Genomic DNA, 22396 nt, shown 5'->3' on the forward strand with positions numbered 1-22396 from the left:
TCACTGCGCATGGGCCACTCCCGCCGCATCGGCGTCCGGCATCGCCAGCCAATCCTGTGCGTCGGCGGGATCCGCCGTGCCGTCGTAGATCGCCTGCAGCCAGTCGTCGACCGTGCGCGCCTCGGATGCAGGCGGTTCGGGCATCGGTGCGATCTCCGTGTCTGCTTCCGCCTCCGCCTTCGGCATCTGCGCGTGCACGAAGGCCGCGAGATCGCGGATCGTCGGGTACTCGTAGATCTTCGTGGGGCCGAGCGACACGCCGAGCCGTTCGAAGATCACCGGCAGCCAGGCCACGCCCATCACGGAGTCCATGCCGAGGTCGACGAACGTCGTGTGCAGGCCGACGTCGGCGGGCTTCATGCAGAGCACGTCCGCAAGCGTTTCGCGCAGCACCTCTTCGACCCGCCTGAGTTCGGAGAGCGCGGGCTTCGTGCCGGCGGATTCCATCGCGGTCGCGACGGCGGCCGTCGTTGCCACGGGCGCGATGCGGGTCGGCACGGCGTCGGCTTCGTCGGCGATGGCCGGCGTCGGCGCAGGTCGTGCGGCCTGCGGCGTGCGGAGGCCGCGGATCGCATCCGGCGCCCAGTAGCGTTCGCGCGCGAACGGATACGTCGGCAGGCGCACGCGCGGCGGCCGCTGCCCGGGATACAGCGATTCCCAGGCGCAGGTGGCACCGCGCACCCACGCATCCAGCAGCCGGCGTTCCTCGCCTCGTGCGAGCATCGCGGCCGGATCGGCGATCGGCGCTGCGGACACGCCCGCAGGGTCGTCATCCACCACGCCGCAACGACAGAGGGTGCGATCGCCGTCGAGGAAGGCCTGCAGCTTTTCGCACAGCTCGACGATCGAGCGCGCCGACAGGCCGAGGCGATGGGCGTGATGCTCGCGCCCGGTCTGCAGCGTGCAGGCGATCGCCGCCAGATCGGCATCGCACCAGTCGCCCGACGACATCGCCGTGAGCAGGTTGCGGGCGCTCTGTTCCAGACGATCGGCATGGCGTGCGCTCAGCAGGATCAACGCCGGCGCCGGCGATGGGGCGACGTCGGTCAGCACCGGCACCGGTGCGCGGTATTCCTCGATCAGCAGGTGCGCGTTCGCGCCGCCGGCACCGAACGAGGAAATCGCTGCCATGCGCGGCCGCGGTCGCCCATGCTCGTCTGTGCGCGCCAGCCAGGGCGCCAGCGTGCGCTGGACCACGAACGGCGTCTGCGCGAAGTCGATGTTCGGGTTCAGCGACTGCGCGTGCAGCGTCGGCACCAGCGTCGCATGTTGCATCTGCAGCAGGACCTTGGTCAGCGCGGCGATGCCGGCCGCGCTCTCGCAGTGCCCGATGTTGGACTTGACCGAGCCGATCCGGATCGATCCCGCCGCGGGCGTCGTCGTGTCGCCGCGCAGTGCGCGTGTCAGGCCTGCGATCTCGATCGGATCGCCGAGCGCGGTACCGGTGCCGTGCGCCTCGACGTAGTCGATGGCCTGCGGGTCGACGCCGCTGCGTGCGAGCACGCGTCCGATCAGTTGCGCCTGCGCCGCCGCGTTGGGCACGGCGAAGCCGTTGGATCGTCCGCCGTGGTTGACGCCGCTGCCCCTGATCACGCCGAGGATGCGGTCGCCGTCGCCGATGGCGCGCGCCAGCGGTTTCAGCACGACCGCGCCGACGCCCTCGCCCGGCACGTAGCCGTCGCCGCGGTCGCCGAAGGCCGCGCAGCGGCCGCTGGCGGAGGCGAACTTCGCTTCCGACAGGCCGAGGTACTTGTTCGGATGCAGCGACACGTTGACGCCGCCGGCGATGGCCACGCCGCATTCGCCGGCGCGCAGGCTCATGCAGGCCAGGTGGATCGCGGTCAGCGACGAGGAGCACATCGTGTCGACGGCGATCGACGGTCCCTGGAAATGGCCGAAATAGCTGACGCGATTGGCGATCGAAGCGATGCCCGACCCCAGCGCCAGCGGTTCGCCGAGCAGTTGCGCCTGCGCCCCGTACAACTGGTACTCGGTGTGCATCACGCCGACGAACACACCCGTACCTGCCGCGCCGACGCCCGCCGCGTTTGCGGAACGGTTCAGCGCTTCGCGGGTGTAGCCTGCATCCTCCATCGCATCGTGGGTGCACATCAGGAACAGGCGTTCCTGCGGGTCCATCATCGGCGCTTCACGCGGCGAGATGCTGAAGAACGTCGGATCGAACTCGGCGACGCCGTCGATGAAGCCGCCCCACTTGCAGTAACTCTTCCCGACCGCGTTCCGGTCGGCGTCGTAGAAGCCGTCCAGCGCCCAGCGGTCGGCCGGAATCTCGCCGACGCAATCGACGCCCGCCTTCAGGTTTTCCCAGAACGCCTCCAGCGTCGGCGACTGCGGATAGCGTCCTGCGAGACCGATGATGGCGATGTCGTCGACGGTCTGCGGTGCAACGGCCGCGGCGTCCTGCGGCGCAGCAGACGCGGCAGCGTCGTCGTGCGGGATGGCATCGGACGTGGCAACGGTGACGGCAGCCGCATCTGCCGCGATCGCCCGCACCGGGCGTCGGCTCGCCAGATGCTCGGCCAGCTCGCCCACGGTCGTGTACTCGAAGAACAGGGTCTTCGACAGCGGGCCGTGGACTTTCTCCAGCGCGGCGACGAGTCGCACCGCGACGACCGAGTCGATGCCGAATCCGTCGAAGGTGTCGTGCGCGTGGATGCGCCCCGGCGCGATCATCAGCTGCGTCGCGAGGAAGTCGCGCAACGCAGTCGTCGCGTCCGCGTCCTGCGGCGCAGAGGCGACGGGCGCCGCTTCCACCGCCGGCAACGGCGCGGGCGCGGGTCGTTCTGCCGGCGGTGCTGCGGTGGTGCCTGTTGCATGCAGCGCCGCGCGGATCCGTGCGGGCTGCCCGTGCGCGATCGCCACTTGCGGATGGTCGGTCGCCAGCGCCCGCTTGAGCGCGTCCAGGCCGGTCTTGGCATCCAGCGGCGCGAAGCCCTGCCGTTGCATGGCGTCCACGGTTTCCGCCGGCACCTGCATGCCGACGTCACTCGCCCAGTACGGCCATGCGATCGACAGACTGCGGCCATGGCGTTCGCCCAGCGCCTGCAAGGCATGGCGATACTGCGCGTACTCGTCGAGGAAGGCGTTCGCCGTCGCATACGCGCCCTGGCCGATCGCGCCGGTGCGGGCGGTCAGCGACGAGAACAGCACGAAGCAGTCGAGCGCGAGATGCCGGGTCGCCACGTCGAGATGGCGTGCGCCCAGCACCTTCGCGGCGAGCGTGTCGCGCAATTCCGCCGCCGACAGGCCGGCGAGCAGCCGGTTGTGCGCAACGCCCGCGCAGTGCAGCACGCCGTTCAGCGCGCCGAAGTGGCGCGTGATCTCCTCGACCAGTTCCTCCACCTGCGCGCGATGCGCGACGTCCACGCAGCGGTAATGCATGCGCGCGCCATCGGCGGCCAGGCGACGCAAGCGTTCGCGCCCGGTCGCGTCCAGCGCGCGACGGCCGGCGATGATGACGGTGGCGCCCGGCGTGCGGGCGATGTCGGCCACCACCGCGCTGCCGAGACCGCCGAGGCCGCCGGTGACCAGATACAGGCCGCCTTCGCGCCAGCGCGCGGCGTGTTCACGCGCGGGCACGTCGACTTCGCGCAGCGCGGCCGCGTCGATGATCTCCGCGCCTTGCGTCCCCAGCGCGAGCGTGCGGGTGCGCAGCGCGGAGGATTCGGCTTCCGCAGCCAGCAGCAGCGTGGCCAGCGCGCCCTGCAGTCGCCCGACGCCCTGCCCCGGCACGCGCAATTCCAGTGCCGATGGCGTGCGCATGCGCAGCGTCGACTGGACGATGTCTAGCATCTGCTCGGCGTGCGCGACGAAGCGCTCGGCGGGATCGGCTGCCGTGCTCTCCAGCACGGTATCTGCTGTCGATGTCGATGCCGGGAGATCGCAGACGATGATCCGCGGCTGCGCACCGGCTTCTTCCGGCCATGACGGCTCGGCCTGCCGCGGCGCGGGCACGAAGAACAGCGTCTGCGATGCGGCCGACGGCGTGGCGGCTTGCCGGTATTCGCGGCCACTCAGGCCTTCCATGCGCACGCAGACGAGCCCGGCGTCATCGCACAGGTCGATGTCGGTACGCACGAGGCCCGAGGCCGACGCCGTGCGGCGCACCACCGCCCAGCACTCACGCGGACAGGCGCGGAAGAATTGCAGGCTGTCCAGCGCGAACGGCACCGATGCCACGCGTGCGGCATCGCCTTCGGGTGCATCGCCGACGTCGAAACCGGCGGCCTGCACCGCCGAATCCAGCACGCCGGGATGCAGGCCGAAGCGGTTGGCGTCCGCGTGGGCGACCGACGGCAGGCGCAGGCGCGCCAGCACGAAGCGGCCGCGCGCATCCGCGCCCGGCTGCAGCTCGACCACGCCGCGGTGCGAGGGGCCGTATTCGACGCCGGCTTCACGCAGATCGCGATAGCAGGCGTCGGCGGACATCGGCGCGGCCGTGGTCGCGATGCGCAGCGCGGCGATGTCGAGCGCGGGCGCCCGCTGCGGTCGCAGCGACACGGTCGCACGCACGCACGGTGCCTGCTGATGGCGCGGATCGCCGCCCTCGCCCTCCGCGGCGGGATCGCGCATGAATTCGCAGACGAGATCCTCGCCCTGCGGCTTGATCCGGACGTGCAGATCGAACGGCGCGGCGCCGGCCACGACGGGCTTGAGCCAGACGACATCGCCGATCCGCATCGAGACCTGCGCATCGCCCTGCTCGACGGGCGAGCCCGTGGCGAGCGCAGCCGCGGCACGCGCCATTTCCAGATAGGCGACTCCAGGCAGCAGCCGCTGACCCGAGACGACGTGGTCGGCGAAGATCGCCTCGTCGCCGGTGAAGGTCGAGCTGAAGCGAAGACCCTGCAGCGTCGACGTGTTGCGATGGACCAGCGGGTGCAGCACGCGGTCCGCATCGGCGTCGGTGCGCGAGGTGGATGCCTGCGGTGCCGGCGACGGGGCCGGCGTCATGGCGGCGAGCCAGTAGCGCTCCGGCGCGAACGGGTACGTCGGCAGCGGGATCCGCTGCGGCATGCCGTGCTGGGTGCTTGGCGAATACAGGCGTTCCCACTCGACCTCGGCCGTGCCGTCGACCCACGCGGCGAGCAATGGCGCGTGTTCGCCGCGGATCCTCCAGCCGTCCAGCAAGGCGTTGACGCGTTCTTCGGACAGCCGCTCCGGTGCCTTGCGCCCCCGGCGCGCGATGCCGGCATGGAAGGCGTCGATGTCGTGGCGACCGAGGAGGAACCGGTCCAGCTTGTCGCAAAGTTCGCTCATCGAATGCGCCACGCAGGCCAGACGCACGTCCATCGCTTCGCGCCCGACCTGCAGCGTGCAGGCGACCTCCGCGAGGCGGTCGTCGCCGAGCGCGCGGCAGGCATCGAGCAGGCGACGCGCCTGCTCGTGCAGGCGGACGTCGTCCTTCGCCGACAGCGGCACCAGCACCGGTCCGCGCGCGATGGCGGGCCTGGCGGCGGTCGCGGGGGCGACGTATTCCTCGAGGATCACGTACGCGTTCGCGCCGCCCGCGCCGAAGGACGACACGGTGGCGATGCGCGTGCCCGTGGTGCAGGTCGCCGGCAGCGACCAGGGCGCCGACGTGCGCTGCAGGCGGAACGGGCTGCGCTCGAACGCGATGTGCGGATTGACGCGTTCGGCGTGCAGCGACGGCACCAGACGACGGTGCCGGAGCTGCAGCAGCACCTTGGTCACGCCGGCGACGCCGGCCGCGGCTTCCAGATGCCCGAGGTTGCTCTTCACCGAACCGATCGCGCAGAACCCGCGTTCCGTGGTGGTGTCGCGGAACGCCTGGGTCAGCGCATCGATCTCGATCGGGTCCCCGAGTTCGGTGCCGGTGCCGTGCGCTTCGACGAACGACACGTCGCGGGCATCGATGCCCGCCTTGCGCAACGTCGATTTCACCAGCTCACGTTGCGCGGCGGGATTCGGCGCGGTGTAGCCCTTGGACCGCCCGCCGTGGTTGATGCCGGTGCCGCGGATCACGCCATGGATGGGATCGCCGTCGGCGATCGCGCGCGACAGGCGCTTGAGGATCAGCACGCCCACGCCTTCGCCGGGCACGAAGCCGTCGCCGCCTTCGCCGAAACTCAGGCAACGCCCGGACGTGGACAGGAAGCGTCCTTCGCAGGATGCGACGTAACGCGACGGATGCAGGTTGAGATTGACACCGCCCGCCGCCGCCACGTCGCATTCGTCGCGCAGGAGGTGTTCGCAGGCTTCGTGGATCGCGGTCAGCGAGGACGAGCACATCGTGTCGATGGGCATGCTCGGTCCCTGCAGGTCGAGCAGGAACGAGATCCGGTTCGCGACGGAGCCGAACGACGTCTGCGGATGGATCGCGTCGCCGCTGGCGTCCAGCGCGCTCGCGCAGCGCTCGAAGCCGGATTGCGAGATGCCCGCGAAGACACCGACGCGGCGGTCGTGCCGCTTCGCCAGCGACGCGCGGGTGTAGCCCGCGTCCTCGAAGGCGCGCCAGGTTTCCTGCAGGAACAGGCGTTCGTGCGGATCGATCGCCATCGCCTCGCGCGGCGCGATGCCGAAGAACAACGGATCGAAATCGGCGAAGCCGTCGATGAAGCCGCCCCACTTGCAGTAGCTCTTGCCTTCGGCGATGGCCTTCGCGGGATCGGGTTCGTAGAAACCGTTCAGCGACCAGCGCTCGGCCGGAATTTCGGTGACGCAATCCTGTCCGCGTTCGAGGCAGGCCCAGAACGCATCGACATCGGCGGCCTGCGGATAGCGGCCCGACAGCCCGATGACGGCGATGGCGCGATCGTCGGCCTGCGCGGGACTGCGCGCACCGACGGGTGCCTCGACGCTCGGCGCGGCATGAACGTCCGTGGGCGGCAGGACCGCCGTGTCGATGCGGGGACTCGACACGCTCGGTGCGGGTGCGTCCGCCGCGATCGGCGCCTGGGCGCGTGACACCGGCAGCAGCGTGCGTGCGGCCTCCGGCTGCGTCGCGACGAAGTGTTCGGCGATGGCGGTGACGGTGCGATGTTCGAACAGCACCGTGCTGCCGACGTCATGGAAGGTCAGGCGCAGCGCATTGGCGACGCGGATGGCGAGGATCGAATCGACGCCGTAGTTTTCCAGCGGTTCCTGCGTGTCGATCTCGTCGGCCGGCTGCTCCAGGGTCTGCGCGACGACGTCGCGGACGAAGGCGACGGTTGCCTCGCGAACGTCGGCGGACGTCGCCGTGGGCTTCGGCGCGGGTGCGGCGACGACCGGCGCCATCGCGGCGGGCGCAGCCGGCAGCAGCGTGCGCGCGGCGTCCGGCTGCGTCGTGACGAAGTGCTCGGCGATGGCGGTGACGGTGCGATGCTCGAACAGCACCGTGCTGCCGACGTCCTCGAAGGTCAGCCGCAGCGCGTTGGCGACGCGGATGGCGAGGATCGAGTCGACGCCGTAGTTTTCCAGCGGTTCCTGCGTGTCGATCTCGTCGGCCGGCTGTTCCAGCGTGCGGGCGACGACCTCGCGGACGAAGGCGACGGTCGCCTCGCGGACGTCGGCGGACAGTGTCGCCGGTTTCGGCGCGGGTGCGGCGACGGCCGGCGCGACCGGCGCCATCGCGGCGGGCGCAGACGGCAGCAGCGTGCGCGCGGCCTCCGGCTGCGTCGCGACGAAGTGCTCGGCGATGGCGGTGACGGTACGGTGCTCGAACAGCACGGTGCTGCCGACGTCATGGAACGTCAGGCGCAGCGCGTTGGCGACACGGATCGCGAGGATCGAATCGACGCCGTAGTTTTCCAGCGGCTCGTGCGTGTCGATCTCGTCGGCCGGCTGCTCCAGCGTGCGGGCGACGACCTCGCGGACATGCGCGATCGCGGCCGAGCGGAGGTCGGCGGGCGCGCTCGGGAGCGAAGTCGCGGCAATCGGCGCAGGCATCACCGTCACGGCATCGTGGGCATGCCCGGCGGACGCCGTCTCGGTCGAAGCGAGATGGCCGGCCAGCGCGCGCACGTTCGGGAACTCGAAGACGACCGTGCTCGACACCTCGCTGAAGCGGGCGCGCAGCGCATTGGCGAGCCGGATCGACAGGATCGAATCGATGCCGTAGCTCTCGAACGGCTCGTCGATGTCGACCTCGTCGATCTCGAATTCCAGCGCTTCCGCGACGCGCGCACGCACGTAGCGGATCGCGTCCTCGCGCAGCATCGCATCGTCGCGTGTGCGGGGCGTTGCGGTCGCCTGCGCGGAGGGCGCCGCCGGTGCGGCGCGGGTGAGGGACGGGATGCCGTGGTCTTCGGGTGCAGGCCGCACCGTCGTGCGCTTGTGTCGGAACACGCCGTCGCTCTCCGCAATGATGATCTGCTGTCCGAAACGGTGTGCCTTCCCGACCGGGAAACGCACCGCGCGGAATCCTTCTTCTTCCAGCACCCGACGCCAGGTGTCGGGGGCGAGCCCGGGCGAGCCGGGTTCACGCAGCCAGCCGTCCTGATACGCCCACCAGCCCGGCAACAGACCGAACGTCAGGTGCGCGAACAGCTCGTGGCCGCGCATTTCGTTGACGATCAGCAGGCCGTTCCGTCCCAGCGCGCTCTTGGCATGCCGCATCGTGCGATGGATGTCGCGGGTCGCATGCAACACATTGGTCGCGATCACGAGGTCGTACGCGCCGCATTCGATGCCCTGCTCCGCCAGCGGCCGTTCGATGTCGACGATCCGTCCCTGCAGGTACGGCGCGAGGGCGCGGTATTCGCGCTCGGCGTGCGAGAGGAAGGCACGTGAGAGGTCGGTGTAGGCGTATTCCGCCACCGATGCCGCGAACGGCCGCAGGGCCTCGAACACGCGGGCGCTGGTCGCACCGGTGCCCGCACCGATCTCCAGGATGCGCAACCGCGCGTCGGGGGTGGCGCGCAGGCGCTGCTCGATCCAGCTCGACGCCAGCACCGCCGCCACGCGGTTGAAGTAGTCGATGAACGGATTCTTCTTGTAGACGTCTTCCACCCGCTGCAGGGAGGCGTTCGAGAACATGACGTCGGTGGCTTCGCGCCGTCCGGCGAGGATCTCGGGCAACGCGCGCAGCATCGGCGCGATCAGGTCCGCGTGCGCGCGGGCGCTCTCGTCGCCGCTGGCCTGCGTGGTGGCGAAGTGCTGCTCCACGACGGCCCAGTCGGCGTCGGTGATCGCACGCACGAATGCGAACGTGTCGCGGCCGAGCGCCTGCACGTGCCCTGCCCGGCACAGGAACGCGATGGCTTCGCGCAACCAGCGGGCGTACAGCGCCGGCTTTGCGAGCCGGGCTTCGAGCGATGCCAGCGTGAACGTGCCCGATGCGACGCCACCGAACTCCGCGATCCGGTACGCCAGGCCCAGGGCGAGCATCGCGTCGAGGTCGTCGGGCGCCTGTGGCGCCGCGGTCTCCGGCAGTGCAATCTGCGACGGTGCATCGGTCAGGGCGAACCGGGCCGGCGTCGGCGGTGGTGCGATGGCCAGCGCTTCGTTCGCGAGGATCGGCAACGCTGCCCCGCCATGCGATGCGGCGCGCTTGAGCAGGCCGAGCTGTTCGAACGGGCCGCCCAGCACGGCTTCGATGAAGGGCATCGCTTCCGTCGGCTCGATCGACCCTTCGCCGATGTGCGCCATGCGCCGGCGGTGCGCGGCCGACGCGACGATGCCCACGCTGCCCCAGTAGCCCCAGTTGATGACCCGCGCGGCGACCACGCCCTTGCGCCGCAGCCAGGTCGCGGTCGCATCGACGAACACGCTGCCGGCGGCGTAGCTGCTCTGCCCGGGCGATGGATTGAAGCTCTGCAGCGCGGAGAAGAACAACACGAAATCCGCCGGGCGATAGCGCGCCAGCGTGGCGGCCAGCGCGGCGCCGGTCCGGATCTTCGACGACAGCGCGTCGGTGAAGGTCGCTTCGTCGACGGTCATGACGCTGCGGTCGTGCAGTGTCAGCGCCGTGTGGATGACGCCGTGGATGATGGCGTGCTCGGATTCGATTTGCTTGAACGCGGCTTCGAGGTCGGCGCGTTTCCGCGCATCGGCGCGCACGTAACGCACGCTGCCGCCCAGTGCGGAGAGCGTGCGGAGGGACTCCGCGATCTCGTCCGTGATCTCGCGCCGTCCCAGCCAGACGACGTTCGCGCGATGGTGTCGCAGCACGTGCTCGGTCCACGCGCGGCCGAGTCCGCCGGCACCGCCGATCACGACATAGACGCCGCCGTCGACGATCTTCGTCGGCGTGTCCATCGGCAGCACGGCCGGGAGGAGACGTCGCTGGTAGGCGCCACCGTCACGCAAGGCGGTCGAACTGTTTTCCGGGTCCGCCGGCGAATCCAGCAGCGCGGACCACGGCGTGTCGCCGGCGATCGTCGGCGTTCCGGTGCGATCGGCCGTGCTGCCATCGAGTGCCGACAGACTGTCCACGTCGAACGCATGCACCGACCAGTGCGGATATTCCTTGGCGAGGGACCCGACGAACCCGTGCACGGCCGCCTGTGCGGGATCGCCGCAGTCCGCGTTGCGCACGGCGAGCGCCAGCGTGGTGATGGCGGTGAAATGCTGGGCCTGCGTTTCGCAACCGGCCTGCAGCAGTGCCTTGACCAGCCGGAAGCAGCGCAGGACCTGCGCGTCCGCTGCATCCGCTGCGGAACCGGAGGTCGACATGCCGGCGGGATCCGCGATCCACACCACGTGCGTGGGGCGATGCGAGCGGATCAGTGCGATCGCGTCGTCCTGCGCGTGATCGGCTGGCAACGCGATCACCTGCGCGTCGGCATGCACCGCGCGCAACGAGGCGCCGACTTCGGCCGACGCGCCGACGAGCAGCACGCGACGCGGCGCACCCGATGCGACGGGGCGCGTCAGTGGCCCCAGGCACTCCCACACCGGCGCCAGCGGGACCGTGCCGAGCGGCAGCGTCGCTGCGCCTGCGGCACTCGTTTCCGCTTCACTGCCCGTTTCCACGTTGTCAGCGGCCTTCGGCAGCGCCGGTACGGGCGCCGCAGCGGCAGCTTGCGCGGCCCGCGCAGCGTCCGCCGGCGCATCGGAGACCACGCGAGCGCTCAGTCCCGCGATCTCCACGAGGACGCGGCCGCTTTCGTCGCAGATCCGCACATCGAGCTTGCTCACGCGCTCGGAACTGCCGGCCGCTTCGCGCACGTGCACCCAGGCCTGCTCGCCCGGCGCATGCAGGATGCGCACGCGATCGATGCTGAACGGCAGCGTCTGTTCCAGAGAGTCGTCGTCCAGCCTGTCGCCGCTCAGCCCCATGCCGATCGACGCCTGCAGTGCGGAATCCAGCAGGCCGGGATGCAGCACGAACCGACCGTCGCGCTGCGCATGCGCCGGAAGCCGCAGGTGCCCCAATGCGAAGCGCGTGCCGTCCGGTGCGTCGCCGCAGCGCGTCTCCACCAGCGCCTGCAGCGAGGGGCCGTAATGGCAGCCGAGCTTGTCGAACAGCGCGTAGCAGGCCTCGCCGGTGACCCCGTGCTTGCATTGTCCACGCAGCGCCGCGAGATCGAGACGATCCGGCGTCGTGTCGTTGACGAGCGAAGCCGTTCCTTCGCAATGCACGCATTCGGCGGTGCCGTCGGGCTGGCTGTATACCTGGAACGAGAACGCGTCGGCACCGCGCGCGGCGATGCGGACATGCACGGTCGTCGGTGTCGAGCCGGCAACCAGCGGCCGCAGCCACGCGACATCGCGCAGCACGATCGAGGTGCCCGTCGAACGCGTCGCCCGCGCGACCGCGGCACGCGCCATTTCCAGATACGCGACACCGGGCAGGAGCCGCGTGCCGCGCACGTCGTGGTCGGTGAAGACGAACTCGTCGCCGCGGAAGACCGAGGTGTAGCGATGCTCGGCGAGGCTGGACGAGTTGTGATGCAGCAACGGATGCAGGGTCGTTGCCGACATGGGCATCGGCATCGGTGCGGCCTGCGGCGGAGTCAGCCGCCGGACGTGACGCGTCGGCGCGAACGGATAGGTCGGCAGCGAGATCCGGCGCGGTCGATCATGCCCGTGATCCAGTCGCGTCCAGTCGATGTCGGCGCCGCCCATCCAGACGGTGGCGAGCTTGCGCCATTGGCCGTCGGCGATCCAGTGCGGCAGCAGCCGCGCGAGATCGTCCGCATCCAGCGCGGCGTAATGCACGGCACGCGCGTCACGGCCCTCGGACGCGCCGCCGTCGAGGAATCCGCGCAGTGACTGGCGCAATTCGTCGACGGAGGAAGCGACCAGCGCAAGGCGACAGTCGAACGCTTCGCGCCCGATCTGCAGTGTGTGGGCGATGTCGCGCAGCGACAGCGCGTCGTGGCGCTCCAGGAAAGCCAGCAGATCCGCGGCGTAGGCGCGCAGCCGTTCCGGCTTCCGTGCCGACAACGGCACCAGGCACGGCGTGGTGGCGTTGGCCATGCTGGCCGTCGCTCGCGCTTCGTCGACGCGACATTCTTCGAACAGCGCATGCGCGTTGGTCCCACCGATGCCGAACGAGCTCACGCCGGCCCGGTGCGGGATCGCGCGCGGCGGCAGTGCGATGCCGGCACCGACCACGTAGAACGGCGAATTCGCGAAGTCGATTGCCGGATTCGGCCGTGAATAGTGCAGTGACGGCGGAATCACGCCGTGCTTCAGGCCCAGCATCACTTTGATGCAGCCGGCCAGGCCGGCCACGGTGTCGAGGTGGCCGATGTTGCTCTTGACCGAGCCGATGCCGCAGAACTGCCGGCGCTGCGTGTGACGCCCGAAGGCCTCGCCCAGCGCCGCCAGTTCGAGCGGATCGCCCAGTCGGGTGGCGGTGCCATGTGCTTCGATGTAATCGATGGTTTCGACGTCCACGCCGGTGTCGCGCAACACGCGGTCGATGACGTTCGCCTGGCCGGAGAGACTCGGTGCGTAGTAACCGGCCTTGTCGGCGCCGTCGTTGTTGACGGCGACGCCGCGCAGCAGCGCGTAGATCGGATCGCGATCGGCGATCGCCTCGCTCGCCCGCTTGAGCAGCAGCACGGCGACGCCCTCGCCGCCCAGCATGCCGTCCGCGGCGGCATCGAACGGTCGCAGATGGCCGTCGCTGGAGAAGTTCATGCCGTGTTCGGCGACATAGCCCAGCGGTTCGCTGATCGACAGCGAGGCCGCGCCGACCAGCGCGTGCGTCGCGTCGCCGGCCATCACGCTGCGGAACGCGGTCTGTAGGGCGACCAGCGACGACGAACAGTTCGAGTGCACGAACAGGCTGGGGCCGCGCAGGCCGAGCCGATGGGAAATCAGCGTGGGGATCGCACCGCTCTGCGACCAGGCCGAGGTCACGTACGCTTTCGCGCCTTCCATCACCGTCCACGGCGCCGGCGGCGTGTCGGCGTGATAGCCGGCGTTGGCGGCGGTCATGAACACGCCGGCATCGGCGATGTCGGACGTGCGGTAGCCCGCGTCCTCGACCGCTTTCCAGGCATGCTGCAGCAGCAGGCGCAACTGCGGGTCCATCGCCTGCGCGTCCTGCACGGAGACGTGGAAGAACTCGGCGTCGAAGCAGTCTTTGTCGGCGATGGTCGCGCGTGCGGCGACCAGGCCCTGCTTCGCCAGCAGGTCTTCCGGAACCCCGCGGGCGCGCAGCGTGTCGGTGCCCAGCACCTCGATGCTTTCGACGCCGCTGCGCAGGTTCTCCCAGAACTGGCGATGATCGCGCGCACCGGGCAGGTGGCAGGACAGGCCGATGATCGCGACGCAATCGTCGATGCCCGCGGATGGCGCAGGCTTTGTCGTCGGCAGCACAGGCGCGGCGACGCCATCGACCACGGGCGACGACTCATTGGCGAGCGCGCCCGCGCGGATCGCAGCGATGTGCTCGCCGATGCGACGGACGCTGGCGAGGTCCAGCAGCGCCATCACGTCGAACGGAATACCGAAGGTCTTCGCGATGCGCGATGCCACGCCCACGGCAAGGATCGAATCGCCGCCGATGTCGAAGAAGCCTTCGTCGAGCGGCACCTTCTCCAGCCGCAGGCTTTCGGCCATGATCGAACACAGCGTCGATTCGATCTCGCGGTCGCGTACGGTCATCGTCGGCAACTCCTGGGTGTTCCTGCGGTGCGAGCGTTCGGCGAGCGCACGTCGATCGATCTTGCCGTTCACGTTGGTCGGCAGTTGCGCCACGCATTCGACATGCGTCGGCACCATGTAGTCCGGCAGGCGGGCCGCGATGTGCCGCCGCAGCGACGATGCCTCCGGCGCGGCGACGCCGTTCGCCGGCACGACGAAGGCCGCGAGCTGCCGGCGATCCTCCAGCAGCACGACCGCGCATTGCGCGACGCCGGGATGCGATTGCGCCACGGCTTCGACTTCGCCCAGCTCCACGCGCGAGCCGCGGATCTTCACCTGCGCGTCGGCACGTTCGACGAACTGCAGCTCGCCGTCGGCCAGCAGGCGCACGCGATCGCCGGTCCGGTACAGCCGCGCGCCCGGCGGTCCGAACGGATCGGCAATGAAGCGCTCGGCGGTCAGCCCCGCGCGGCGCAGGTAGCCGCGCGCGAGCGCGGTGCCGCCGACGAACAGTTCACCGATCTCGCCCGCCGCGACCTTGCGCAGCGTCCGCGGATCGAGCACGTGGACGGTCGTTTCCGTGATCGCGCTGCCGATCGGCACCGAACCCGATGCGACACTGGCCGGCGATGCGGGATCGCAGATCCTGAAGGTGGCGCAGACCGTCGTTTCGGTCGGCCCGTAGGCATTGACGAAACGGCAGCGCGGCATCCAGCGCTCGGCGAGCGCCGGCGTGCACGCCTCGCCCGCGACGATCAGCGTGCGCAGGTCGGGCAATGCAACAGCTTCCAGCAGCGTGACCGCCGACGGCGGCAGCGTGGCGACGTTGATCCGCGCCTGCTGCATGAGCGTCGCGAGCTGGCCGCTGCGGCGCAGCGATCCGTTCGGCGCGAGATGCAGCGTCGCGCCGGCCTGCAGCGCCATCGTGATTTCCCACACCGACGCATCGAACGTCCACGGTGCGAACTGCAACACGCGATCGCCCGCCGTCACGCCGAACGCGTCCGCCTGCGTTCGCGCGAGGTTCGCCAGTCCGGCATGCGTCAGCGCCACGCCCTTGGGCATGCCGGTGGAGCCGGAGGTGTAGATGACATACGCGAGTTGTCCCGGCAGCACTGCGGGCGCAACGAACGCATCGGCGTGCGCTGCGCCGTGCCGGTCGACAGCCGTCATGTCGTCCAGGGTCAGCAGGCGCGCCACCGGGCAAGGTAGACGATCGCGAAACGCGTCTTCGGCGATCACGGCCGCCGGATCGGCATCCTCGAGCAGGAAGCGCAGCCGTTCGGCCGGAAGTTCGGGATCGAGCACCAGATAGGCGGCCCCGGCCTTCCACACGCCCAGCAGCGCGCACAGCGCTTCCGTTGAACGTTCGAGCAGCAACGCGACGATGTGGTCCGCGCCGATGCTTGCGTGCTGCAGTCGTCCGGCGATGGTATCCGAGCGTTCGTCGAGTTCGGCGTAGGTGAGGCATGCCGAATCGTGCACGGCCGCGAGCGCGTCGGGATGACGTTGCGCCTGCGCGCGGATCAGCGCGTGCAGCGGGCGCCACGCAGGATTTAGCGGCGACAACGATGACGGCAGGAGCGACGTCGGCGCGGCTGGCGTTTCCCGCGTGGACAGCACGGCCCCGATCGAGACGACGAGCCGTTGCAGCCAGGCATCGACCGTCGTGTCCGGCAGTCGCTCCGCATCGTGATCGAAATAGAGGATGTAGCTGCCGTCGCGCTCGGCGACCTTGAAGGCAAGCGGGTATTCGCCTTCCTGGTAGAGCCCTTCCACCGGTTCGAAACGAACCCCGGCCCACGTTGCCTGCAGCGGCTGCAGCGCGAAGAAGCGGCGGCTCTTGTACTCGAACACGGTGTCGAAGAGATCGCCCTGGCCGGGATTGCGCTTCCGCAGCGCACGCGCCACGCGCGGGAACGGATAATCAGCATGTTGCAGCGCTTCGGCCATGCGGGCATGCGTCGCGCGCAGGTGTGCCTCGGGCGCGCTCGCGGGGTCATGCGTCGCGCGCACCACGATGAGGTTGACGAAATGGCCGACGGTGTCGTCGAAGCCGGCGTGCGGGCGACGATCGACCGCCATGCCGACGGCGACATCGTTCCGGCCGCATACCGAAGCCAGCAACGACTGGTACATCGACAGGAAGAACGCGGCCGGGGTGATGCGCAACCGCGAGCACAGCGCGCCGACGGCACGGCCGATGTCGGCATCGAGGGCATGCCGCACGGTGCGTGCGCGACGTGCGCCGCCGGGCGTGCCGCCCAGACCGAGCGCCGGTGCGACGCCTTCCAGCGTCCGTTGCCAATACCGACCGGCGGCCTCGCCCGCTTCGCTGGCGACGAACGCCTGTTCCCGGCGGACGAAGGCATCGAAGTCGTGCGCCGGCACCGGCGGGATGACCGCGGAAGCATGTCCAGCCGCACGCGCGTAGGCGGTGCACAGCGTGCGCAGGAAGACGTCCACCGAGCCGCCGTCGAAGGCGATGTGATGCACGACGATGAGCAGCGTCCATGCATCGCGTCCCCGTGCGTACAGATCGACGCGCATGAGCGGGCCTTCGGTGAGCGTGAACGGCGCCCGCAGCCGTTTCGACATCCGTGCCGTCAGCAGTTCCTCGCTCAGGTTTTCGGCGTCGTGGATCGCGAAAGGCAGCGTTTCCGGCGCAACACGCTTCCGTCGCGGCCGGCCTTCGCGTTCGACGATCGCCGAGGCCAGCACGTCGTGCGTGCGCAGCACCTCGACGCACGCGGATTCCAGCGCCTGGGGATCGAGTGGGCCGCTCAGACGCAGGCAAATCGGGATGTTGTAGGCGAAGGCATCGGGGCGCACGGACTGGAGCATCCACAGCCCCTGCTGGCCTTCCGACAACGGCAGGTCGCCTGTCGTCGCCTCCTGCAGCTTGCGACGCAGTTCCGCGCGCGGGAGTTCGCCGCGCTGGAAAGCGATCAACAGTTCGCGGATCGTCATGACGCCGCTCCTTCCTCGATGAGTCGCGCCATGGCGTCGAGACTCAGATCGCCGGCCTCGAACGCATCCAGCCATCCGTCAAGGCGATCCTTCGTTTCGACGGCGGCATCGGGGATCTGGGGTGCGCTCTTCGATGCCCGCAGGCTGCCGACATGCGCCGCGAGCGCGGAGACAGTGGAATGCTCGAACAGTTCGCGGCCGGAAACCTGGACGCCCCAGTGGTGCGCGAGTTCGCGCATCAGGCGCATGCTCACCAGCGAGTCCGCCCCGAGCGCCTGCAGGTCCGCATCCGGCGTCAGCTCGCCCGGCTTCAGCACGAGCGCGCGTTCGAGGAACTCGGTGATGAAGGTCTGCAACGTGCCGTTCGCATCGGTCATCGCATCGTTTTCCACCGGTTTCGCGATGTCGGGAGCTTCGATCGGCACGGGACGCGGCGCCGGTTCCGCAAGCCAGAAGCGTTCACGCGCGAAGGGATAGGTCGGCAGCGGCATGCGCCGACCGTTGCCTTCGAACAATCCGGCGAAGTCCGGCGTGGCGCCGCGCACGAACACCTGTCCCAGGCGCTGCAGCGCGGCGTCGCGCGCCTGCGGATGCCGGGCCGATGCGATGCATTGCGCGGCTTCCTTCATCAGGGCATCGCGCTCGCGCGCGTCGAGCCTGCTCCGGTCGTTCGCCGGCGCGACGGCGAGCGCCGCGACGAGCGCTTCGACCAATTGCCGCGCGCTGGATGCCACGCACGTCCAGCGATGTTCGAAGTGCTGGCGACCCTGCAGCAGCGTGCAACTGATGGCCATGCAATCCACATCGCGTTGTTCGTCGACGAGCTGTCGCAGGTGCGACAGCAGGCGCTGCTGGCTGGCGCGCAGCTGTTCCGGCGTGCGGGCGGACAATGCCATGAGCCAGGGCAGTGTCGGCTCGCGAATCGCAGGGGTTGCGGCCGGCGGCGCTTCTTCGATCACCAGATGCGCATTGGTGCCGCTCAGGCCGAAGGCGCTGAGCGCGGCGCGGCGCGGGCCGGTCGCCGGCGCGGGCCAATCGCGCAGCGCGGTGTTGACGCGGAACGGGCTGTCCGCGAAATCGATGTGCGGATTGAGTTCGCGGACATGCAGTGTGGGCGGCATCTGCTTGTGCTCGAGCGACAGCAGCACCTTGAACAGGCCCGCCATGCCGGCTGCTTCCGCCGAATGACCGAGGTTGCTCTTGACCGAACCGATCGCGCAATAGCCGGTGCGCGTCGTGCGGCGACGGAAGGCGCGGGTCAGCGCCTGCACTTCGATCGGATCGCCGAGCACCGTGCCGGTGCCGTGCGCCTCGACCATCTGGATGCCTTCGACATCGATGCCGAAGCGCGCGTAGACCTCGGATTCGAGCTGTTCCTGCGCGAGTGCATTCGGCGCGGTGAGGCCGTTGCTCGTGCCGTCCTGGTTGATCCCGCTGCCCGCGATCACGCCGATGACATGGTCGCCATCGGCCTGCGCCGCGGACAGCGTCTTCAGCACGACGATGCCGACGCCGTCGGAGGGCACGAAGCCGCTCGCGCGTGCGTCGAACGTGAAGCAGCGGCCCTCCGGCGACAGCATGCCGGTGCGGCTGCCGATGAGATGGAACCCCTGCGTGCACTGCACGTGGACACCGCCGGCGATGGCCAGTTCGATCTCGTCCATCCACAGCGCCTGGCAGGCCAGATGCACGGCGACGAGTCCGCTCGAACACGCGGTGTCCACCGTCAACGCGGGGCCATGCAGATCCAGGTGATAGGCGACCCGCGACGACAGCAGCGCGGTCGAACTGCCGTGCATCGCGGCATCCGGCAGGTCGCCCGGAATGAGCTGCGTGTAATCCTCGCCGCTGCAGCCGATGTAGACGCCGCATTTCCGGCCGGCGATGGCCACGCCGACGTAGCCGGCCATTTCCAGCGCCTTCCAGGATTCCTCCAGGCACAGCCGCTGCTGCGGATCCATGTACAGCGCGTCGGCACGGGAGATGCGGAAGAACAGCGGGTCGAACGCATCGACATCGCGGACGTAGCCTGCATGGCGGCACAGCGGGCCTTCGATGCCCGTGCTCCATGCGCCGGCCTGCCAGCGCGTCGCCGGTTCGATCAGGTCGTGCCCTGCCGCGAGGTGGCGCCACAGTTCATCGCAGTCGTCCGACTGCGGGAAGCGCCCGCTCATGCCGATGATCGCGATCGGCTCGCGCAGCCGCGCGCGTCCGGTCTGCGGTTCGGCCGCGGGGGCGGTGGCGGCATCGGGCCGCTGCGCGGACGACGCGATCGATGGTTTCGTCGCGGCGCGCGCACGCGACACGCCTGCGTGGTGCGCGTCGAGGATGTGCGCGGTCAACTTTTCGAGGCTGGGATGGTCGAACAGGCACGGACCCGGCAGCGCGATGCCCAAGGCGTCGTTGATCGCGCGCACGACCTTCAGCCCCGTGATCGAATCGACGCCGTATTCGGCGAACATCGCCTGCTCGTCGAGCAGCGACGGGTCCATCCTCAGCGCACCGCAAACTTCGCGCGCGACGGTCGCCTGCACGAACTCGTGCAACGCGAAGGGATCGTCCGCGCCATCCGTCGCAGGGAGTTCCGCGACGACCGCCGTGGTGGCGCGCTCGGCTGAAGGCGCGCGTGCCGCCCGGCGCACCGTGCTGCCGTCGACCTGCAGCATGTCGTGGACATTCATGCCTTCGACCGAAAGCGGTCGCTGCGTGCACAGGAATCCGCACTGGTCGAACGGCCCGGACAGCAGGGTGTCCAGCGCCCGGCCGCCCGAGGCGGCATCGATGAACGCGATGCCGATCTCGCGCAACTCTTCCGTGCGCAGCGGGTCGTCGATTGTCCAGTAGCCCCAGTTCATCACCTTCGCCCGAATGCCGTTGCGTCGCGACAGCAGATGCGCGAATGCGTCCTGCCATGCGCAGGCGGCGGCATAGTGACTCTGCGCCCGGTTGCCGATGAACGACACGAGCGAGGAGAAGAACACGATGCCGTCGAGCGCATCGCCCTCGAACGTCCGGGCGAGGTGGATCGCCGGCGCGACCTTGGCATCGAAGGCCGCGCGCAGGTCCGCGCGCGAGAGCGAAGCGAGCGGCGCGAGCGAGAAATGTGTGGTCGCGACCAGCAATGCGTCGATCCGGCCGAAGCGTGCGAGCACCGCCTCGCGCATGCGCTGCAGCGATGCCGGATCGGCGGCGTCGGCCTGCACGTAGGACGGGCGGCGACCCGCGGCGAAGGCGGACAGCGCGTCCTGCACATCCGCGGCCGCGCGCCGGCCGACCCAGACCACGCGGGCCGCATGCGTGCGGATGAGGTGTTCGGTGATCCGCTGGCCGACATGGCCCGCGCCGCCGACGACGACGTACACTCCGCCGTGCCGGAAGGCGCTCGGCAAGGTCCCGGCGACCTCCACGGCGGTCAGTCGGCTGCGCTGCCAGCGGCCGTGGCGATACGCATGGACCGTGGCCCGCCCCGCGATCACGCGCGCGGACGCCAGCGTTTCGATCGACGGCACAGGCGTCGCGTCGCCGGCATCGAGATCGAGTACCGCGATGCCGCCGTGGCGGTATTCCTTCGCCGCGGACCGCAGGAAACCCGCGACCGCGGCATGCGCAGGGTCGAGCCCGTCGTCACCGTTGCTGGTCGACTGGCCTTGCCGCGTGACGGCGACGAGATCGATCGTGGCGCCCCGCTCGCCCGCATCGAGGAGTGTCTGCAGCAGCGCGGCGCACTGCTCGACCGCCTGCGCGTGCGTGTCCAGCATCGCGTCGAAAGTCTCCGCAGCCGCGGACGGCGCGAACCAGACGACCTTCGCGAGGCGGTGGCCGATCAGGGATTGACGCAGCGGTGTGCCGTCGTTCGCGGCGATTCCGACCCACTCGATGGCGTGGCGCGCGTCCATCGTCGATGCGGCCTGCCAGGCGTGTCGCTGCGCCGCCGGTGCGTTGACGACCACCAGCGTGCCCGCGAAGGGCGTGCCCTCGATCGCGTCGACGTCTTCCCACTCGGGCGTGAGCAGGAGTTCGCCCGCTTCGATCGATGCGACCGGGGCCGGCTCAGCGATGCGGGTGCTCGCTGACGACGGCGTCACCGGCCAGTACGTCTCCCGCGCGAACGGATACGTGGGCAGCGACACCAGCGCCGGGCGTTCGCCATGGAGACGCGTCCAGTCGATCGACGCGCCGGCGGCCCAGGCGGCCAGCAACGCATCGCATCGCGCGGCCGTCCATGCGTCATCCGCCGGCAGCGGCGGCGCGTCGACGCTCGTTCCGCGGCGCTGCAGGCCGACGTGGATGCCGGACGGCAGCGGGTCGCCCTGCGCGAAGCGCTGCAACGTCTCGATCGCGCCCGCCAGCGAGGTCGCGACGAACGCCAGCCGGTGCGCCATGGCCTCGCGGCCCAGTTGCAATGTCGCGGCGATGGCGGCGAGGTCGCCGTCGGTGAAATCGCCTTCCGCCAGCGCCGCAGCGAGTCGCTGCGCGTACTCCGCCAGACGGTCGGCGCGACGCGCGGACAACACGAACAGCGCGGGCGCTTGTGAGGCGGCATGCGTCGCTGCCGGAACCGACCGGGTGGCCAGTGGTTCGCGCACGACGAGAAACGCGTTCGCGCCGCCGGCACCGAACGACGACACCGTCGCGATGTGCGGCACTGGCGTGCCATCGTCCCGATGCGCATGCCGCCATGGCCGGGCGTCGTGCTGCAGGAAGAACGGCGTCCGCGACAGCGCGATGTTCGGATTGACGGACGTGCTGTGGATCGTCGGCACGAGCGTCCGGTGCCGGAACTGCAGCAGCACCTTGGTCAGGCCGGCGATGCCGGCCGCGGCTTCGAGATGGCCGATGTTCGACTTGATCGAACCCAGCGCGCAGAACTGCCGGTCCGTCGTGGTGGCGGCGAACGCCTGCGAGAGTCCGTCGACCTCGATCGGGTCGCCCATCTCGGTGCCCGTGCCATGCGCTTCGACATGGCCGATGTCGCGGGCCTCGACGCCGGCGCGCGCGAGCGTGTCGCGGATCAGGTCGCGCTGCGCCCGCGGGTTCGGCACGGTGTAGCCGTGCGTGCGGCCGCCGTGGTTGATGCCGGAGGCCAGGATCACGCCGTGCATGCGGTCGCCGTCGCGCTGCGCCAGCGACAGCGGCTTGAGCAGCACCACGCCGACGCCTTCGCCGGGCACGAAGCCGGTCGCATCGGCGCCGAAGCTGCGGCAGCGGCCATCGGTCGACAGCATGCGCTGCGAGCACAGGCCGACGTAGGTCGACGGATGCAGGTACAGGTTCACGCCGCCGGCCAATGCCAGTTCGCACTCGTCCCGCAGCAGGTGTTCGCAGGCTTCGTGGATGGCGGTCAGCGACGCCGAACACATCGTGTCGATCGGGAAGCTCGGGCCGTTGAGGTCGAGCAGGTAGGACACGCGATTCGCCA

Annotated in this window: 2 protein-coding genes (1 of these 2 cut by a window edge); both read right to left on the reverse strand. The window is 70.0% G+C overall.

All coding sequences use genetic code 11. The features are described from left to right. Entirely contained in the window at positions 1-16977 is a 16977-nt protein-coding gene (locus ACT53Q_RS00180) for an amino acid adenylation domain-containing protein (RefSeq protein ID WP_476184649.1), read from the reverse strand. Beyond that, on the reverse strand, positions 16974-22396 hold the 3' portion of the coding sequence (locus ACT53Q_RS00185) for an amino acid adenylation domain-containing protein (RefSeq protein WP_476184650.1). It continues 13471 nt past the right edge of the window; only the last 5423 of its 18894 coding nucleotides appear in the window; its start codon lies off the right edge, out of view; the stop codon is at positions 16974-16976. Before ACT53Q_RS00185 ends, ACT53Q_RS00180 begins: the two co-directional genes overlap by 4 nt.

The sequence above is a fragment of the Lysobacter sp. DMC97 genome (assembly GCF_056313745.1).